This window comes from Pseudomonas fluorescens (assembly GCF_902497785.1).
Classification (GTDB): Bacteria; Pseudomonadota; Gammaproteobacteria; order Pseudomonadales; family Pseudomonadaceae; genus Aquipseudomonas; species Aquipseudomonas fluorescens_BO.
Window position 1 is genome coordinate 1 of sequence record NZ_CABVHK010000018.1, and the last position, 13,755, is coordinate 13,755.

General features: G+C 58.7%; 13 protein-coding genes. 12 read left to right on the forward strand and 1 reads right to left on the reverse strand.

The window, feature by feature from the left end:
* Positions 1-785 (forward strand): MFS transporter (locus tag F8N62_RS24240; RefSeq protein WP_150713042.1); only part of this gene is annotated, 785 nt, incomplete at its 5' end.
* A gap of 54 nt (positions 786-839) precedes the next feature.
* On the forward strand, positions 840-1,643 hold the full coding sequence (locus F8N62_RS24245) for an IclR family transcriptional regulator (protein WP_150713043.1): 804 nt from the start codon (positions 840-842) through the stop codon (positions 1,641-1,643).
* A 109-nt stretch (positions 1,644-1,752) separates the two neighbouring features.
* Here F8N62_RS24245 and F8N62_RS24250 read toward each other — a convergent pair whose 3' ends face one another.
* On the reverse strand, positions 1,753-3,417 hold the full coding sequence (locus tag F8N62_RS24250; protein ID WP_150713044.1) for an electron transfer flavoprotein-ubiquinone oxidoreductase: 1,665 nt from the start codon (positions 3,415-3,417) through the stop codon (positions 1,753-1,755).
* Between the two features lie 547 nt (positions 3,418-3,964).
* On the opposite strand from F8N62_RS24250, the gene F8N62_RS24255 reads away from it, so the two are divergent.
* From F8N62_RS24255 to F8N62_RS24300, 10 genes are all read left to right on the forward strand, one after another.
* Positions 3,965-4,714 (forward strand): electron transfer flavoprotein subunit beta/FixA family protein, encoded by a 750-nt coding sequence (locus F8N62_RS24255; RefSeq protein WP_028620627.1) that lies wholly within the window; start codon positions 3,965-3,967, stop codon positions 4,712-4,714.
* 2 nt (positions 4,715-4,716) lie between these two features.
* Positions 4,717-5,646 carry an electron transfer flavoprotein subunit alpha/FixB family protein gene (locus F8N62_RS24260; RefSeq protein WP_150713045.1) on the forward strand — a complete coding sequence of 310 codons (930 nt, stop codon included), beginning with the start codon at positions 4,717-4,719 and terminating at the stop codon, positions 5,644-5,646.
* A 200-nt stretch (positions 5,647-5,846) separates the two neighbouring features.
* Entirely contained in the window at positions 5,847-6,671 is an 825-nt protein-coding gene (locus F8N62_RS24265; RefSeq protein WP_150713164.1) for a substrate-binding periplasmic protein, read from the forward strand.
* 9 nt (positions 6,672-6,680) lie between these two features.
* Positions 6,681-7,037 (forward strand): DUF4398 domain-containing protein, encoded by a 357-nt coding sequence (locus F8N62_RS24270; protein ID WP_150713046.1) that lies wholly within the window; start codon positions 6,681-6,683, stop codon positions 7,035-7,037.
* A complete protein-coding gene (locus F8N62_RS24275) occupies positions 7,034-7,846 on the forward strand; it encodes an OmpA family protein (protein ID WP_150713047.1) in 813 nt (270 codons plus the stop codon). The genes F8N62_RS24270 and F8N62_RS24275 overlap by 4 nt, the downstream gene beginning before the upstream one ends.
* Before the next feature lie 326 nt (positions 7,847-8,172).
* Complete coding sequence (locus F8N62_RS24280) at positions 8,173-9,612, forward strand: PLP-dependent aminotransferase family protein (RefSeq protein ID WP_150713048.1); 1,440 nt, start codon at positions 8,173-8,175, stop codon at positions 9,610-9,612.
* 89 nt (positions 9,613-9,701) lie between these two features.
* Complete coding sequence (locus F8N62_RS24285; RefSeq protein WP_150713049.1) at positions 9,702-10,193, forward strand: translation initiation factor 2; 492 nt, start codon at positions 9,702-9,704, stop codon at positions 10,191-10,193.
* Between the two features lie 165 nt (positions 10,194-10,358).
* Positions 10,359-10,613: a YkgJ family cysteine cluster protein gene (locus F8N62_RS24290; protein WP_150713050.1), complete on the forward strand. Its 255-nt coding sequence runs from the start codon at positions 10,359-10,361 to the stop codon at positions 10,611-10,613.
* Positions 10,614-10,653: 40 nt separating this feature from the next.
* Positions 10,654-11,259 (forward strand): START domain-containing protein, encoded by a 606-nt coding sequence (locus tag F8N62_RS24295; protein WP_150713051.1) that lies wholly within the window; start codon positions 10,654-10,656, stop codon positions 11,257-11,259.
* Positions 11,260-11,647: 388 nt separating this feature from the next.
* Positions 11,648-13,741 (forward strand): LTA synthase family protein, encoded by a 2,094-nt coding sequence (locus F8N62_RS24300; protein WP_150713052.1) that lies wholly within the window; start codon positions 11,648-11,650, stop codon positions 13,739-13,741.
* Positions 13,742-13,755: the final 14 nt, after the last annotated feature.

A 13,755-nucleotide genomic window follows, 5' to 3' on the forward strand; every position in this document is an offset into this window, starting at 1 on the left:
TCGTCAGCACCGGTGCAGTGGGCATTCTCTGGGCGGTGATCTGGTACGCGGTGTACCGCGAACCCCGGGATTTCAAAGGCGCCAATGACGCCGAGATCGAGCTGATCCGTGAGGGCGGCGGGCTGGTGGATATCCAGGCCGAGCAGGCGAAGGTCAAGGCGAAATTCAGCTGGGCCGACCTTGGCATCGTGCTGACCAAACGCAAGTTGTGGGGCATCTACCTCGGGCAGTTCTGCCTCAATTCGACGCTGTGGTTTTTCCTGACGTGGTTCCCGACCTACCTGGTGAAATATCGCGGCATGGACTTCATCAAGTCCGGCCTGCTGGCGTCGTTGCCGTTTCTGGCGGCCTTTGTCGGCGTGCTGTGTTCCGGGTTTTTCTCCGACTTCCTGATCCGTCGCGGCTACACCGTGGGCTTCGCCCGTAAGCTGCCGATCATCGGCGGCCTGCTGATCTCCACCTCGATCATCGGTGCCAACTTCGTCGAGTCGACGCCACTGGTGATTGCGTTCCTGGCGTTGGCGTTCTTCGGCAACGGACTGGCGTCGATCACCTGGTCGCTGGTTTCAACCCTGGCGCCGGCACGACTGTTGGGATTGACGGGCGGGGTGTTCAACTTCATCGGCAACCTGTCGGCCATTACCACGCCGATTGTCATCGGTTTCCTCGCCACCGGTGATTCGTTCGCGCCGGCGATCACCTACATCTCGGTTCTGGCATTGATCGGTGCGCTTTCCTACATCCTCCTGGTCGGAAAAGTCGAGCGTATCAAGTTGTCGTCGTAGCCATCGGGCGACCATAATGCCGCCCGTTCACTCGCTCAACGGTAAAGGCTGGATATGCAGGAAGACACCCCAAAAATCGCCAAGGACGCCGCGCCGACCGGCACCCAGACCCTGCTTCGCGGTTTGGGTGTGGTTCAGGCCGTGGCCAGTGGCGCGCGCGACTTGAAGGAAATCGCCCGGCTGATCGGCACCACGCGCAGCACCACCCATCGGCTGGCCAGTTGTCTGGTGGACGAGCGTTATCTGCGGGTGGTGCCGCAAGTTGGTTATCTGTTGGGGCCCAAATTGATCGAGCTGGGTTTTCAGGCTCGCGAGGAATTGCCGCTGGTGACCCTGGCCGGACCGTATCTGGATGAGTTGTCGGCGTTGACTGGCGACACCATTCACCTGGCGATTCGCGAGGGAGACGAGGTGCTGTACCTGCACAAGAATCCGGGGCGCAATGGTCCGGAAATGCGTTCGCGGGTTGGCCACCGCATGCCGTTGGCGCGCACCGGGATCGGCAAGGCGTTGATGCTGGATGACACGCAGCAAGAATGGCAGCGTCTGTACGAAGTCAGCTTGCCGGCGGGTGGGAAAAATCTGTTCTGGCCGCAGCACCCAGAGCAATCGTGGGAGCAGTTTCAGCAGCGCATGATTGAGTATGTGGCAGGTGGCTACGCTTTCGATCTGGAAGACAACGAGCCGTCGATTCGTTGTGTGGCGGCGCCGATCCGTGATGCCAGCAAGCGCATCGTCGCCGGCATCAGCATCGCCAGCACCGTGCCCTACATGCCGCTGGAAAAAATGGCCGAGCTGATCCCCCTGATCAAAGGGGTCACGGTTCGGCTGTCGGCGGAGCTGGGCTTGAAGGTTTAGCACCGCATTCGCGAGCAGGCTCGCTCCCACAGGGGATTCGTGGTGGTGGCTTGAATCGCAGGCAACAAAAAGGCCCCCAATCGGGAGCCTTGATGCTCAGGCGTTCAGCTTACATGTTCGGGTAAGTCGGGCCGCCAGCACCTTCCGGCGCCACCCAGGTGATGTTCTGTGCAGGGTCCTTGATGTCGCAGGTCTTGCAGTGAACACAGTTCTGGGCGTTGATCTGGAAGCGCTTCTCGCCGTCTTCCTTGGTCACCACTTCGTACACACCGGCCGGGCAGTAGCGCTGGGCAGGTTCATCGTACAGCGGCAGGTTTTTGCTGATCGGGATGCTCGGGTCGGTCAGCTTCAAGTGGCACGGTTGTTCTTCTTCGTGGTTGGTACCGGAGATGAACACCGAGCTGAGTTTGTCGAAGCTGATCTTGCCGTCCGGTTTCGGATAGTCGATCTTCTTGCAGTCGGCTGCGAGCTTGAGGCACGCGTAATCCGGCTTGTTGTCGTGCAGGGTGAACGGCAGTTTGCCGCCGAAGATGTTCTGGTCCAGCCAATTGAAACCACCGCCGACGATCGCGCCGAACTTGTGGATCGCCGGGCCGAAGTTGCGGCTGGCGAACAGTTCGTCGTAGAGCCAGCTCTTCTTGAAGGCGTCGACGTATGTGGTCAGCTCTTCGGTGCCGTCTTTCTCGGCGAACAACGCCTCGGCCACGGATTCAGCGGCGAGCATGCCGGACTTCATCGCGGTGTGGCTGCCTTTGATCTTGGCAAAATTCAGGGTGCCGAGGTCGCAACCGATCAGCGCGCCGCCCTTGAAGACCATTTTCGGCAGCGAGTTCAGGCCGCCCTTGCAGATGGCGCGGGCGCCGTAGCTGATGCGCTTGCCGCCTTCCAGGTATTGCTTGAGCACCGGGTGATGCTTGAGGCGCTGGAACTCATCGAACGGCGACAGGAAAGTGTTGCTGTAGGACAGATCGACGATCAGGCCGACAACCACCTGATTGTTTTCCAGGTGATAAAGGAAGGAGCCGCCGGTGTTCTCGGAGCCCATGATGTCCATCGGCCAGCCGGCGGTGTGGACGACCAGACCTGGCTGATGTTTGGCCGGGTCGACTTCCCAGATTTCTTTTAGACCGATGCCGTAGTGCTGGGCGTCGGCTTCGCTGTCGAGGTTGAAACGCTTGATCAGTTGCTTGCCGATGTGACCGCGGCAACCTTCGGCGAACAGCGTGTACTTGCCACGCAGTTCCATGCCCGGGGTGTACAGGCCTTCTTTCGGATGGCCTTCGCGATCAACGCCCAGATCACCGGTGATGATCCCGCGAACCACGCCGTTCTCGTCGAACAGCGCTTCCTGAGCGGCAAAGCCCGGGTAGATTTCCACGCCCAGGTTCTCGGCCTGCTGGGCCAGCCAGCGGCACAGGTTGCCCAGGGAGATAATGTAGTTGCCTTCGTTGTGCATGGTCTTGGGCACAAAGAAGTCGGGGATTTTCTGCGCGCTGTCGGCATTTTTCAGGACGAAAATGTCATCGCGGCTGACCGGCGTGTTCAGCGGCGCGCCGAGTTCTTTCCAGTCCGGGAACAATTCGTTGAGGGCGCGGGGTTCGAAAATCGCACCGGAGAGAATATGTGCGCCGACTTCGGAGCCTTTTTCGACCACGCAGACGCTGATTTCCTTACCGGCTTCGGCGGCCTTCTGCTTCAATCGGCAGGCAGCGGAAAGACCAGCGGGGCCGGCACCGACGATGACCACGTCGAATTCCATGTATTCGCGTTCCACAGGTTATCTCCTACTCAAGGCTCAACAGTTTTTTTTCTAATTGGAGGTTTGGTGTCGCATCCATGAATCCCTGCGCGAGCGGGGAAGTGGACAATCGATGAGCCACCTTTCTCTCTGGGTGGCGCATTATATCTACACCACTCTCAGCGTCCAATACAAACGTTTGTTTGAATCGGCTCAAACCCAGAGAAATCAAAGTCACGCGGCTTATGAGTGGCCATTTTGCCGTATTGACCGGAATAGGCGTTCCGGTCAATATACGGTCGGTTTTGCGCTCGCCGTAGGCTGACTGTTGGTATCAAGAGCACCTCTAAAGACAGGGCGATGGCCGTACAAGGTGATGCGTCGCGCGGGTTTGGCGCGCAGTTTACACGCCGCGATATTGAATGACTTGTCGGTCACCACTGACCAACGGTCATCAGCATCCCGAGCGTTGGTCACTTGACCCTCATGCCAGCGTTTTTAGAGGTGCCCTTGCGCCGATGAGCATCAAACCGCCAGGTTCGCCTAGGCGACTTTCTTTTCACCGGAGAGTATCGAGGAATCCATGAAGGTTCTTGTAGCTGTCAAACGCGTTGTGGATTACAACGTCAAGGTTCGCGTCAAGGCGGACAATTCCGGCGTCGACCTCGCTAACGTGAAGATGTCGATGAACCCGTTCTGCGAAATCGCCGTGGAAGAAGCCGTACGCCTGAAAGAAAAAGGTGTTGCGACTGAAATCGTCGTCGTCTCCATCGGCCCGACCACGGCTCAAGAGCAACTGCGCACCGCGCTGGCTCTGGGTGCCGACCGCGCCATCCTCGTCGAATCCGCTGAAGATCTGACTTCCCTGGCTGTTGCCAAGCTGCTCAAGGCTGTTGTCGACAAGGAACAGCCTCAGCTGGTGATCCTTGGCAAACAGGCCATCGACAGCGACAACAACCAGACTGGCCAGATGCTCGCAGCATTGAGCGGCTACGGTCAGGGCACCTTCGCTTCGAAAGTCGAAGTGTCTGGCGACAGCGTTGCCGTGACCCGCGAAATCGACGGCGGCGCGCAGACAGTTTCCCTGAAGCTGCCAGCCATCGTCACCACCGACCTGCGTTTGAACGAGCCGCGTTATGCGTCCCTGCCAAACATCATGAAAGCCAAGAAGAAGCCTCTCGAAGTGCTGACTCCGGACGCTTTGGGCGTTTCCACCGCCTCCACCAACAAGACCGTGAAAGTCGAAGCGCCAGCTGCACGCAGCGCGGGTATCAAGGTCAAGTCGGTGGCTGAACTGGTCGAGAAACTGAAAAACGAAGCGAAGGTAATCTAATCATGACTATCTTGGTAATCGCTGAACACGACAACAAAGTAGTGGCCCCGGCCACCCTGAACACAGTGGCTGCTGCTGCCAAAATCGGCGGCGACATCCACGTGCTGGTTGCCGGCCAGAACGTTGGCGCCGTGGCTGAAGCCGCTGCGAAAATCGCTGGCGTGGCTAAAGTGCTGGTGGCCGACAACGCCGCCTACGCTCACCAACTGCCGGAAAACGTCGCGCCGCTGGTGGCTGAGCTGGGCGCTGGCTACAGCCACATCCTGGCTGCCGCCACTTCCAACGGCAAAAACATCCTGCCGCGCGTTGCCGCTCAGCTGGACGTTGACCAGATCTCCGAGATCATCTCGGTCGAAAGCGCTGACACCTTCAAGCGCCCGATCTACGCCGGTAACGCCATCGCTACCGTGCAATCGACTGCTGCAATCAAAGTGATCACTGTGCGTGCCACCGGTTTCGACCCGGTTGCTGCTGAAGGTGGTTCGGCTGCCGTTGAAGCGGTTGCGGCTGCTCACGACGCTGGCACTTCGAGCTTCGTTGGTGAAGAACTGGCCAAGTCCGATCGTCCGGAACTGACCGCTGCCAAAATCGTCGTTTCCGGCGGTCGCGGCATGCAGAATGGCGACAACTTCAAACACCTGTACGCCTTGGCCGACAAGCTGGGCGCTGCCGTCGGTGCTTCCCGCGCCGCGGTCGACGCAGGTTTTGTACCGAACGACATGCAGGTCGGTCAAACCGGCAAAATCGTTGCTCCACAGCTGTACATCGCCGTCGGTATCTCCGGCGCGATCCAGCACCTGGCCGGCATGAAAGACTCCAAAGTGATCGTTGCGATCAACAAGGACGAAGAAGCGCCGATCTTCCAGGTGGCCGATTACGGCCTGGTGGCGGACTTGTTCGAAGCCATCCCTGAGTTCGAGAAGCTGGTCTAATCCAGCTGCTTGACCTATAAAGAGCCCGACCTTTTGGTCGGGCTTTTTTTTTGCTCATCCGTAGGAGCGGTCGAGTGAAACGAGGCTGCGATCTTTTGACTTTGTTTTTACACGCGAGAGCAAAAAGATCGCAGCCTCGTTTCACTCGGCAGCTCCTACGGGCGATAACCGGATTTGAGAGGGAGAGTGTCGTGCGACGAATGTTCGGTTGGTCATTGCTGCTGGGTCTTTCGGTGCTGCCTTCGCTAGCCATCGCTGCGGGCAAGTGCGAGCGCCTGATTGTCACCGGCAGCCCGGACGCACCGCCCTACCTGTGGCAAGACCCGCAAAATCCAAAACACCTGATCGGCGCCAGTGCCGATCTGTTGCAGCACGTGGCCGGGCAGTTAGGCATCAAGGTCGAAATGCTGTACGCCGGAAAACGCTCCCAGGCGCTGGAAGAAGTGCGCAGCGGGCGCATGGACATGCTGGCGGATGCGCCATTGACCGTCAGCGAGCTGGAAAGCCTGGATTACATTCATCCACCATTGCTGGAAAACGACTACCTGGTCTTTACCCGAAAAGACTCGCCGTTGGTCTACACCGAAGCGCAGGACCTGCACGGTCATCCCGGCGCGCTGTCGGAAAAGTCTCGAATGACCCCGGAATTCGGCACATTTGCCGAGCAGCAGTTGACCCTCTTGCGCCCCCCGAACCTGACCCAGGCCTTTCAGAAGTTGCTGTTGGGGGAAGTTGAATTCGTTCTTGCTGGACGCTATTCGGGCATGGCGGCTGCACAGACGTTAAGCATGGCCAATGACCTTGTCGCGCGTCCCCAACCAGTCGATAAACCCGGCCTGTTCCTCGCGGTTTCTCATAACTCGGCCTGCAACGATCCGTGGTTGCGCGGACAGCTGGCTAAAAAGATGACAGAATTGCCCGCGTCCGGACTGACGGAAGCCGTGCTGTTGCGCAATATCGAACGCTGGAAAGCACAACTTTCTCAACGGCAACAGCAACCACCCGCCAGTACCCCAAAACAGTAGGGATTTTTAGTGAGTATTCGACCTCTTTTCGCTGCCCTGGCCGTTCTGGCTCTGGCGGGTTGTGCAGCCGATCCGGCGCCGAATGAACAAATTCGCCTGACCGAACAGGCACTGATCCAGGCCAAAGCCGTGGGCGCCACCGCCGACGAAGTGCCGGAAATGAAACTGGCCGAAGACAAGTTCAGCCGTGCCCAGGGCGACATGACTGATCAGTCCTACAAGCATGCGCGCATGCGCGCCGAGCAGGCCGAGCTGGATGCGCGTCTGGCGGAAGCCAAAGTGCTCACGCTCAAAAGTGAAGAGCAGTTGAATCTGCTCAACACCCGCATCACTCGATTGCGCAAGCAAGTGGGGGATGCCCAATGAGTCTCAAATCCCAAGCGATCGGCAGCTTGATTCTCGTCGGCTGCGCGAGCCTGTATGGCTGCGCCGGTCAGCGCAGTGAAGCCGTGTTGCAAGAAGCGGGTGCCAACTTCCAGAAGGTCAAGGAAGATTCCAACGTACTGCGAATCGCCCCGAAAGACGTGATCCGCGCCGGTGAATCCCTGGCTCGCGCCGACCGCCTGTCCAGCTACTGGGGCAGCGGTTCGGATGTGGTGCATTACGCCTACCTGAGCCAGCGCTACAGCGAAATTGCGCGTGAGCACACCAATCAAGTGCTCAATGAGGAGCGCGCGGCGAAGCTCGAACTGGAGCGCCAACGCCTGCAACTGGCGTTGCGCGAGTCCAAATTGCTCAGCGTGCAGCAGCAGGGCAAGTGGCTCGAAGAACAGATTGTTGCGTTGGCGACCATCCAGACCGATCGCGGTCTGGTGATGACCCTGGGCGATGTGCTGTTCGACACCGGCGAAGCGGAACTGAAAAACTCGGCCAACCGTGTGGTATTGAAAATCGTGCAATTCCTGCAACTCAACCCCAAGCGTGTGGTGCGGATTGAAGGTTACGCCGACAGTACCGGCGGCAAGCAGGAGAACCTCAAGCTGTCCCGTGACCGCGCGCAATCGGTCGCGGACGTGTTGATGGACCTGGGGATTGACGACAAACGCATTCAGGTCGAAGGGTATGGCGACGAATACCCCGTGGACGCGAACGCCTCCGAACGGGGCAGGGCGCAGAACCGTCGGGTCGAAATCGTGTTCTCCGACGAAAAAGGCCAGCTCGGCGCCGCCCGCTAATGGCTGACGCTCGAACCCTGTAGGAGCTGTCGAGAGAAACGAGGCTGCGATCTTTTGATCTTTTTTTTAAACAATTAAAGCGAAAAGATCGCAGCCTCGTTTCACTCGACAGCTCCTACACAGCTCCTACACAGCTTCTGCAACCCGGCCTTGCCAGTCAGCGCCGGGTTTTTTTGCGCCTGCAAATAGCTTCGCAAAGCAGTACAGATTTTGCTGACACTGCACTGTACCGTCGACTATTGTGGCAACTGTCCCCGTACACTTCTAAACTGTTCCGGTATTGTTTCACACAAGAATAAAATGCCCGTGAAATCGAGTGCTGCGTCATGACCAATCTCTTGCTCTACCAACGTATTGCTCAGCAACTGGCCGAAGACATCCGCCGTGGTGTCTATCAACCGGGAGAGCGCGTGCCTTCGGTACGCAAGATGAGCTCGCAGCTTAATGTCAGCCATGCGACGGTGTTGCAGGCATACGCCAATCTCGAAGATCAGGGGTTGATCCGCGCGCGGCCGCAGTCGGGTTATTACGTGCACCAGACGCCGGCCCTGACAGCGCCGACGCCGGACATCGCCCGAGTCGAGCGTCCCGGTCTGGTCACCCGCAGCAGCATCATTCAACAAGTGTTGGTCGAGTCCCGGCGCGAAGGTGTGTTTCCCTTGGGCGCGGCAGTGCCGAGCGTTGATTATTTACCGGTTCGGGCGTTGCATCAGCAACTGGCCAAAGTCACCCGCTTCCATAGCCCGCGCGCCTTCAGCTACATGTTCAGCCCGGGATTCGAGCCGCTGCGTCGGCAAGTGGCAATCCGCATGCGCGATGCCGGTGTGGTGGTTGATCCGTCCGAAGTGGTGATCACCCACGGCTGCGTCGATGCGCTGCAGATGTCGCTGCGTGTGTTGACCCGGCCAGGTGACTTGATTGCCGCCGAGTCGCCGACCTATTACGGCTTGCTGCAACTGGCCGACCTGTTGGGCCTGAAAGTCATCGAAATTCCCAGCGATCCGTCTACCGGCATGAGCCTGGAAGCCCTGCAACTGGCGGCCAATCAGTGGTCGATCAAGGCGCTGGTGCTGACCACGCGCCTGAGCAATCCACTGGGCGGCACCATGCCCGAAGAGCGGCAGAAACAATTGCTGCGCCTGGCGTCGGATTTCGATATCCAGGTGGTCGAAGACGATATCTACGGCGAACTGATGTTCGAGCAAGGCCGGACCAAGGCGCTCAAGGCTTACGACCGGCTGGATCGGGTGATCTACTGTTCGAGTTTCTCCAAGACCCTGTCACCGGGGGTGCGCATTGGCTGGATGATTGCCGGCAAGTACCAGCAGGAAATCCAGCGCTTGCAGACATTCAGTACGCATTCGGCGTGCAGCGTCACGCAGATGGGCATTGCAGCCTATCTGGAAAACGGTGGTTACGACCGGCACTTGCGCTACATCCGTCAGGAATACCGCAAAAACCTCAGCGCCTTCCAGTTGGCGGTGCAGCAGCACTTTCCGGAAGGGACGCAGATGACCCGCCCGACCGGCGGCTTCATTTTATGGGTGAGTCTGCCGGGGCGGGTGAATACGCAGGAACTGCATGTGCGTGCCTTGCAGCAAGGGATCAGCATTGCGCCGGGGCTGATTTTCAGTAATACCGAGCAATTCAATCACTGCATTCGGCTGAACTGCGGGATCCCCTGGAACCGTGAAGCCGAGCGTGCGCTGATGACGCTGGGCATGCTGGCCACCCAGCTTTGTCACGAGACGGCCGGCGGTTTTTGACGGTGTGGGCAGGTTATTCCTGCCCGCGCTTGTCTTGTGGCGTGCAACAGGCGAGCATACGGCCCTCTGCCGTTAGCGCCGTTGGGTTCATGAAAGCTATTTTTCCCGTCGCCTGCCTATCGATCTGCCTGTTATTGAGCTTTCATAGCGAAGGCATCATGGCGGCTTCCGCTCAGGAAAAATCCGCAGCGAGCGCCCCCTCGAAAAAAGCCGCAACGGTAAAAAAAGCCGCGACGGGCAAAAAAACGGCGCCGGTCAAAAAGACTGCCGCCAAGGTCAAAAAACGGCCACCGATTGCCTCCAAGTCCAAACCCGCCAGTGAGGTCGTGAAAACCAGATTGCCTTCGGCAGACCTGGATTTAAGCCTGCCTGAGGACATGGCCGAAGAGTTGAAACCGATCGGTACTGTGCCGTTGCCCAGGCGCGACGCGGTGTTGCCGCAAATGTTCGGCGACAAGGCCGGCAGTTCGCCCTTTCAGCTCAACGGACGGCTGATCAGCAACGAAATGCAACTGCAACTGCGCAACGAGGAACGCCGGGAAGTCGAAGGCGCTGCGCTGGAATTCGAGTTCAAACGGTGATTTCTCCCTCTCTGTGACCCGCAGACCAGACGCTTTGTCGGAGACTGGTCAGTCACCTTCGATTGAGGGTAAAAACCCGCCCTCAGGTCATTTAAAACAACCGTTGCAGCGTTTACCCTGTGCCCCGTCCTTTAATACATCGCCCGTCGCGAGGAGCTTGTCGTCATGAAATGCCGTGAGGGCTGTGGCGCCTGTTGCATTGCCCCGTCCATCAGTTCACCGATTCCCGGCATGCCCGAAGGCAAAGCGGCGGGAGAACGTTGCGTGCAACTCTCTGTCGAGAACCTGTGCAACATTTTCGGCCAACCTGGACGTCCGGCCGTGTGTTCGGCGTTTGAAGCCGACGCCGAAGTCTGCGGCACCAGCAGTGATGAAGCGATCAGGTTGCTGGGTTGGTGGGAGCAGATGACGGCAGCGTGATGTGTTCAAGCATGGAACTTCAACAATAAGGAATAAGACTATGGGTTCGCTGCATCGTATGGCTGTGTTGTGTGGTTTGACGGTTTTGTTGGCGACTGCTGCCGTTCAGGCTGAAGACTGGAAGGTGGCCAAGAATGAAGACGGCATCAAGGTGTCGCTGAGCGAAGTGGCCGGCTCTGACTACAAGGCCTATCAGGGCGTCACCCTGATGAAAACCAGCATGGCCAAATTGCGTGCGCTTCAGGAAGATGTGGCAGGCGCCTGCACCTGGATTCACGAGTGCAAAATGCAGAAGCTGCTCAAGCACGAAGGCGATCAGAGCTGGACCTACACTCAGTTCAATACCCCATGGCCAGTGACCGCGCGTGATTCGGTGTTGCACATCACCACCACGCAAGGCGCCGACGGCAGCCTGACGCGCAAACTCGAAGGCGTGCCGACGTACATTCCCGAAGAAAAAGGTTTTGTGCGGGTGGCCAAGGTCGAGGGCTTCTGGAAGATGGTGCCCAAGGGCGATCAGGTTGAAGTGACCTATCAGGTTCACACCGAACCGGGCGGCAGCGTACCATCGATGGTTGCCAACAAGTTCGTGGTGGATGCGCCGTTCAATACGTTGAAAGCGCTGAAGGAACGTGCCGAGAAGTAATGGCAGCTGGTTGCATATCTTCGACTTGCAATGAGCACTTGTGGGAGCGAGCCTGCTCGCGAGGGCGTTGTGTCAGTCAGCATCAGTGTTGATAGTCACGACGCCTTCGCGAGCAGGCTCGCTCCCACAGGGGGATTTTGTTGGCACTTAATCTTCATCAACACACAATGAATGTTTAATTGTGTTTCCAAATGCACGTTGCACAATATTTTCACAATGTGTCCAAGACAATTCGCTCCCGCTGGTCCGCCAGTAATAAATGGCAATGCTGTGAGTGATCGTGCAACATTTGCGCACCGCGCAAGCCCCGGGGCCAGGTAGTGGCCAACAGAGGGCAGGGCGCCGCTCCATTTTTGAAACTTCAACTTCCAATGGGTCCTAAAACGACATGGCAATCCCGGACGCCCTGAATCAGCAGCGAGCTTCAAGTCGCCTGCTGCAACCGACCGTCAAATCGCATCTGGCCTACACGCTGCTGTGTGCCCTGGTCATGATGGTCATGTTCAGCCTGCTGCGCGTTGCGCTGCTGGTCTACAACCGCGAAATGATCCTCGACACCCCGGCCTCGACCTTTTTCGAAGCGTTCGCCAACGGCCTGCGTTTCGACCTGCGTCTGGTGGTCTACCTGAGCATTCCGCTGGTCCTGGCGCTGTTCAGTGCCCGGGCCATGGCTGCCCGCGGGTTCTTCCGTCTCTGGCTGACCCTTGCATCAAGCATCGCGCTGTTTCTCGGCCTGATGGAGATGGACTTCTACCGCGAGTTCCACCAGCGCCTCAACGGCCTGGTGTTCCAATACGTGAAAGAAGACCCGAAAACTGTGATGAGCATGCTCTGGTACGGTTTTCCGGTGGTTCGCTACCTGCTGGCCTGGGCCGTGGGCACCGTGATCCTGACACTGGCGTTCAAGGGCGCTGACCGTGCAACCCGGCCTCGCGGCCCGTTCAGCGGCGGCACGATCGGCACGCGCAAGATCGCGCCGTGGTACGCACGCATCGCGGTGTTCGTGGTGTGCCTGCTGATCTGCGTGGTCGCGGCCCGTGGCACGCTGCGCCAAGGCCCGCCATTGCGCTGGGGTGACGTCTACACCACCGACTCGAACTTCGCCAACCAGTTGGGCCTCAACGGCACCCTGTCCCTGGTCGCGGCGGCCAAGAGCCGGATGTCCGAAGACCGCGACAACATCTGGAAAGCCACGATCGAGCAGTCGCAAGCTCGGCAGAACGTGCGCGACATTCTGCTGACGCCGAACGACAAACTGGTCGACGCTGAAACGGCTGCCGTTCGCCGCACTTACACGCCGAACACCGACAAGACCTTGCCGATCAAGAACGTCGTGGTGATCCTGATGGAAAGCTTCGCCGGCCACTCGGTCGGCGCGCTGGGACGTCCGGGCGATGTCACGCCGTACTTCGACAAACTGTCGAAAGAAGGCCTGCTGTTCGACCGCTTCTTCTCCAACGGCACGCACACCCACCAGGGCATGTTCGCCACCATGGCTTGCTTCCCGAACCTGCCGGGTTTCGAGTACCTGATGCAGACCCCGGAAGGCAGCCACAAGCTGTCGGGCCTGCCGCAATTGCTCAGCGCCCGTGACTATGACGATGTGTATGTCTACAACGGCGACTTTGCCTGGGACAACCAGTCGGGCTTCTTCAGCAACCAGGGCATGACCAACTTCATCGGGCGTAACGATTTTGTGAACCCGGTATTTTCCGACCCGACCTGGGGCGTGTCCGACCAGGACATGTTCAACCGTGGCCTGGAAGAATTGAAGGCGCGCGACGGCAAGGACAAAAAACCGTTTTATGCCTTGCTGCAAACCTTGTCCAACCACACGCCATACGCCTTGCCGACGCCGTTGCCGGTCGAGCGCGTGACCGACCGTGGCAGCCTCAACGAACACTTGACCGCCATGCGTTACTCCGACTGGGCGCTGGGTCAGTTCTTCGAGAAGGCGCGCAAGGAGCCGTACTTCAACGAAACCCTGTTCGTGGTCGTCGGCGACCACGGTTTTGGCAACGAACAGCAGATCACTGAAATGGACCTGGGCCGCTTCAACGTTCCGATGTTGCTGATCGGGCCGGGCGTTCAGGAGAAGTTCGGCCAGCTCGACCACACCGTAGGCACCCAGATCGACATCGTGCCGACCATCATGGGTCGCATCGGTGGCGACGTGCTTCACCAATGCTGGGGTCGTGACTTGCTGAACCTGCCGGAAGGCGACAAAGGTTTCGGCGTGATCAAACCGTCCGGCAGCGATCAGACCGTCGCGTTGCTGACGGCCGATCGTGTGCTGGTGTTGCCCAAGGATATGCCGGCGAAGCTGTACCGATACGAATTCGGCGCCACCCCGAAAGGTGAGCTGATTCCGGCATCGGCTGATGAAGCGGCTCTCCAGCAAAAACTTGAGTCGTTCATCCAGACAGCGACCAAGAGCCTGATCGACAACACCGCCGGTGTGGTTGACGGCAAGCCGGACTAAGTTTTCGGCGCAAT

Coding starts and splice junctions, on each gene's coding strand:
- F8N62_RS24300 (WP_150713052.1), top strand. CDS start 11,648: ATGGCAATCCCGGACGCCCTGAATCAGCAGCGAGCTTCAAGTCGCCTG.
- F8N62_RS24275 (WP_150713047.1), top strand. CDS start 7,034: ATGAGTCTCAAATCCCAAGCGATCGGCAGCTTGATTCTCGTCGGCTGC.
- F8N62_RS24255 (WP_028620627.1), top strand. CDS start 3,965: ATGAAGGTTCTTGTAGCTGTCAAACGCGTTGTGGATTACAACGTCAAG.
- F8N62_RS24260 (WP_150713045.1), top strand. CDS start 4,717: ATGACTATCTTGGTAATCGCTGAACACGACAACAAAGTAGTGGCCCCG.
- F8N62_RS24280 (WP_150713048.1), top strand. CDS start 8,173: ATGACCAATCTCTTGCTCTACCAACGTATTGCTCAGCAACTGGCCGAA.
- F8N62_RS24295 (WP_150713051.1), top strand. CDS start 10,654: ATGGGTTCGCTGCATCGTATGGCTGTGTTGTGTGGTTTGACGGTTTTG.
- F8N62_RS24285 (WP_150713049.1), top strand. CDS start 9,702: ATGAAAGCTATTTTTCCCGTCGCCTGCCTATCGATCTGCCTGTTATTG.
- F8N62_RS24245 (WP_150713043.1), top strand. CDS start 840: ATGCAGGAAGACACCCCAAAAATCGCCAAGGACGCCGCGCCGACCGGC.
- F8N62_RS24290 (WP_150713050.1), top strand. CDS start 10,359: ATGAAATGCCGTGAGGGCTGTGGCGCCTGTTGCATTGCCCCGTCCATC.
- F8N62_RS24265 (WP_150713164.1), top strand. CDS start 5,847: ATGTTCGGTTGGTCATTGCTGCTGGGTCTTTCGGTGCTGCCTTCGCTA.